The organism is Holophagales bacterium, assembly GCA_016719485.1.
GTDB lineage: Bacteria > Acidobacteriota > Thermoanaerobaculia > UBA5066 > UBA5066 > UBA5066.
The window spans coordinates 1-4,476 of sequence record JADJZB010000019.1 but is presented as its reverse complement, the minus strand read 5'-3'; the positions used below and the strand labels follow the sequence as shown (position 1 = coordinate 4,476).

General features: G+C 38.7%; 3 protein-coding genes. All 3 read right to left on the bottom strand.

Annotated elements, in window-relative coordinates; translation table 11 throughout:
* The coding region (locus IPN03_10375; GenBank protein MBK9374109.1) for a hypothetical protein at positions 1-1,117 on the bottom strand (1,117 nt) is incomplete at its 3' end.
* Between the two features lie 6 nt (positions 1,118-1,123).
* A complete protein-coding gene (locus IPN03_10370) occupies positions 1,124-2,395 on the bottom strand; it encodes a hypothetical protein (protein ID MBK9374108.1) in 1,272 nt (423 codons plus the stop codon).
* A gap of 152 nt (positions 2,396-2,547) precedes the next feature.
* Complete coding sequence (locus tag IPN03_10365) at positions 2,548-3,195, bottom strand: hypothetical protein (protein MBK9374107.1); 648 nt, start codon at positions 3,193-3,195, stop codon at positions 2,548-2,550.
* Positions 3,196-4,476: the final 1,281 nt, after the last annotated feature.

Below are 4,476 nucleotides of genomic sequence, written 5' to 3'. Positions count from 1 at the left end.
TTGTTTCGTGATTTTCGCTTAAATAGTTAAAAAATTTTCTAAAATCCGCCTCCAAATCTAAAACAACGTCTACCTTGTAGATCATAGAGTTTGCCTCTAAAAAGTACTTAAACGCTTGCCGGAAGCTTACTGAATAGTGGAATGTCATTATAACTTTTTTTAGGGTTTTTCTAGTAAAGTATTTTTCGTTTGTTTTTTGAACATTGTTGGTTTTGAAGAAATCGCTTACTATTGCTGTGTATGGGTCAAACCAAGTTGTGCCGCTGTTTATGTTACACATTACAAGGGCAGCACCGTCCTTTATGCCCAAAAATTTAAATAAATGTTGGAGTACAGACGCCGTTGAGTCTTTACATATGAAGTAGTTTTGTACAGGCATCTCCAAAATAATATCGTCCAATATGTAGCATACTTTTTGAAACTCCAAAACCTCGTCCAGATCTAACGAGTCCAGCTTCGGCGTTTTATTTTCTTTATACAAACTATACAGTTCTAAACCACCATCGACAAAATTATCTAATGTAATTTTACCATTATCTAATAGTTTGGTTTTGAATAGTTTAGCCAGCTCTACTAAACACCAAATAATTATTTGTTTCATATAATCGCATTTTACTGTTTGGAACTTCCCCGTTTCAAGTTTGCAAAACTGTGCTTGTATTTTTTTATACGATTTGGTGTTTTTTGTGCTGCCCCTCAGCTCCTCCGTGATCTCCACATTTGATCCGCCCGTATAGGTGTATACAGACCGCAACCACTTATTATTTATTATACTCAACGGGCTTTTACAGTATATACGACCACGAAAATCGTAGTAATGCTGCAGCTTAAACCGCTCGCCCCGCGTACCCACACCCCTTAAATACTTATACATAGTAAACCACAGCTCTAGCTTTAGTTCCTCTGATATAAGTTGGGATGCTGTCACTTTTAGTTTACGCTCCTCCACACCCTTGGCCCACAGCTTACTATAATAATTCTCGATCTGATTAAACTCCTTCTTGACGCCGAATCCCCACGTTATATTTTTTAGTTTTTCAAAGAAAAAAGTATTGTTTTTTAGCTCTAAGGCGGAGGCGAGTGTTTTCAGGCTTTCGGGTAGGGTGCCTGGCTCCACCTGTGCTCACTTATTATAAACTTTTATAAATGTCTTTATAAACTTTTTTTTTTCTTTGCTGGTGTTGTTTTTGTGTAGTTTTTTCTCTGCCCGGTATAGTATATAGAGTCTACTATAAAAGTCGAACTTTATGGTATGGCTCAGATTTTTCTTCAAACCTTGCATTTCGTGTGACCCCTCTAGTATCTTTAGCTTTATATCATTTATTTGCTTTTGGTATATCTGATTTATGTTGCTGGCAGCATCTTCATCATCTAAATCCACCCCGTACTTTAGGCACACTTCGGCCTTAAACTTGTTTAGCATTCTTAGGTCTACCGCATGTTCAATATTATCCAAAGATATTATAGCAGAGCTGTTTATGGAGGACCTTTCAGTTGAGTACTTGTTTTGTACAACCAAAGGCACCAAAGCACCTGTGCAGCCACCATAGCGGAGTACCGTGTCATCGAGCCACAATGTGACGCTACCAAGGGGTGTTATGACTAGTTCGGGTAGTATTTTTTTAAAATCACCAGGGAATATAAGCACACTATACTGTTTAAACCCCCCTTGGTAAATTACTTTACTCTCACAGCTAATTACGCCATTTATTTCTAAAAACTGCAACAACAACTCCACCATACGCCTAGCAGTTTTTTTGCCTAAAGTAACGCCGAATAGTCGCGTATAGACTTCAAAAAGAAGTAAATAATTTTCAAACTTTCCTTTAAACTCGGCGGCGCTAACAGTAAACTGGGCTTTAGTGTCGTCGGCACCTATTCTATTTTGTTTTGTGTTTTGTGCACGCTCTAAGCCCCGTTGTTTGGTCTCGATAGAATGCGCACCAACACACACATCAAGCACCGCATCATTAATATCGTAGTGTGTATCCACAATTTGGTCTAACCCAAAGCCGAGTGTGCTATAGTCGTCGGGATCAGGCGTGTCAACCCAATGCTCGTCCTCATCGTAAACGTTTTTTAATTCGTCAGCAAGCATGCTAGCCTCGACCTCGTTTTCTTTTCTTTTTTTAGTATTCGCTTTTATTGATTTAAGAAATATAATTGTAAGCAGCCACGCGCACAAATCATCATCCTGCATATCGGGCACTTGATGCCGTATTACCTGTTTACAGAGCTTGTTTATTTCAGTTAGCAAGTCAGCGTGTTGTCTACAAAAATCGATTATTGCTGCGTTTAGATTGGAAAACAAATCTATGTACTGAGCTAGCCCCACCCTTTTATATTCAGCTACATCAAACCCCTGCGCAATCGTGTTAAATACCTCATATTCCACCTCGTAAAGAAAATAAGATAAGTCGGCGGGGGCGCTTATACTTCTAACAATCCGCCTTTTATTTAGTGTTTTTTTTAATTTGAATATTGAATCCGCCAAGTAATTAATTAATTTTACACCCCCACAGCGTGACACGTCTTGGGGGTACCCACCTAGTATTTCGCACGTTTTAGGTATATTTCCTTGTTATTTACTAAATCCTGTTCTTTGTTTAGGTAATATTTCTCCGGCTTTTTTTTTTCTACATAATACGGCGTCCAACCCACCCCCCCTGCGATAAGACCATCTATAATAAATGCTGTGTACTGGTAAACAATTTGATGGTTGAGGGTTGGGTCTAGGTTTAAAATAGCTTCAATATATTTACGTGGGACCAGCTCTAACGCCGCACTACTTATATTGTAGACACCGTCTTTGTCTACCCAGACCACGCCTGGATTTGCGTTAAGAAGCATATCGGGTTTTATAATTTCATTAATTAAAATAGTACACACCACATTTGTCTCGTACGGGCGCGTATAAGTTACAATATCGATTTTTTGTAAGTTGTGTTTGTGATCTGTTTGGGTGCTTTCTATCAGCTCAACCATCAGAAAATGTAAAAACACCCAAGCTGCTATTTCTTTTGTTTTAAAGTAAGTGTTGAGGGTGTGTATGATTTTATAGTCTGGGGTGACTATACTTGTTAAATTGTTTATATACTTTACGTTTGTATCCGTGTTTGTAAAATCAACCCACCAACTTTGGTTATAGTATTCGCTGTACTTTTTTAATAAAAAACTATAAATCTCTTTGTTCACCTATTAGGTGTACTTTTTAAAAATTACTCATTTAAATATATACTTAATACGCCTTTTTGGTAAAAAAACCACTCTTGAATGCCGCTGGCAAAGCTCCTGTTATAGCTGTATAGTAAATCAGAAAACCCATGCTCTGGTTTGTGTAAAATAAACGCTAATACGTTGGTGTACAAAATAAGGTCGCAAAGATTTAAAAATCTTATAGGCAACCGGCTGATAATTATTAGCAACGTCACTAGGTATGACCCACCCCCCCGCCGCTTTCAGATGCTTTTTTTGATGCACGCAATTCGTACATAAGCAGAATATACCATGTACTCTGGTATAAGTGCGGCGTTGTTCCTGACTGTCCTGTGTCAAATGCCCAAATTAGTGACCAGTTTAGATTCTAATTTTTTGATATTTATCGACCACAACGTGCATATTGTAATAAAGTACCCAAGCAAAAAACAGTAAAGGATAGCTAATCAAATTTTACTGAGCACAAAGATCATTAGATTCAAACAGAAAATTATCAGCCGCCAGTCTACCCGCGCAAACTTGGCACCATTGCGCCACAGCCCATAAAATAAATTAAAAAAAGAAAAGCCTAGCCTTTCTTGAATACTGTTTAAAATCCTCGCCGCGCTGGTAGGGCTTCAAAAACGCCACCCCAACAACAAGTATGTATATATATAAAAAACAGTACCAATTCGATTTGAGTAGTAAAGCTCTGCGCAACTACAAGCAGCCACAAACAATCAACAAACCACAAGATTAATTAATAATTTGAACAGGCTCATACTTTTATAGTGTACTTGCTTTAAATGTCCATTGAATCCACCAACTCTTCCAAGTTATGTGTATGTGTTGCCATATTTTCATATGGGTTCCTGTTTAGTTCCACGCTAAGTTTGTATAAATAGTCAAGGGCCTTACCACTTTTTTCGTTGGCGCAGCCAAATGCATTTAACTTTAATACTATTTTGTTGCATAGGTCTTGACCGATTGCACTACGCACTTTATAAAATCTTTCTATTTGTATACTGTATGCCTCGCCAAGTACGTTTTTCAGCGCAGCCTCGTTACCCCCGCACAAGATATTAGCGACTACTGCCTGTAGGGGTAGAAGTAGCAGCCTGCTATGGCTTGTGCCTAGGTTGTAGGCGATTTTATCCGTCAGCGCAATGTGCTGAGCAGCCCGCAGATTATTGGGGCTATCCAAGACGTCAACAAACTGTGTTGGGTTGTTTAGGTAAATAAATTGCTGGCGACACCGCCCACCCACGCTAAGGCTTCTGC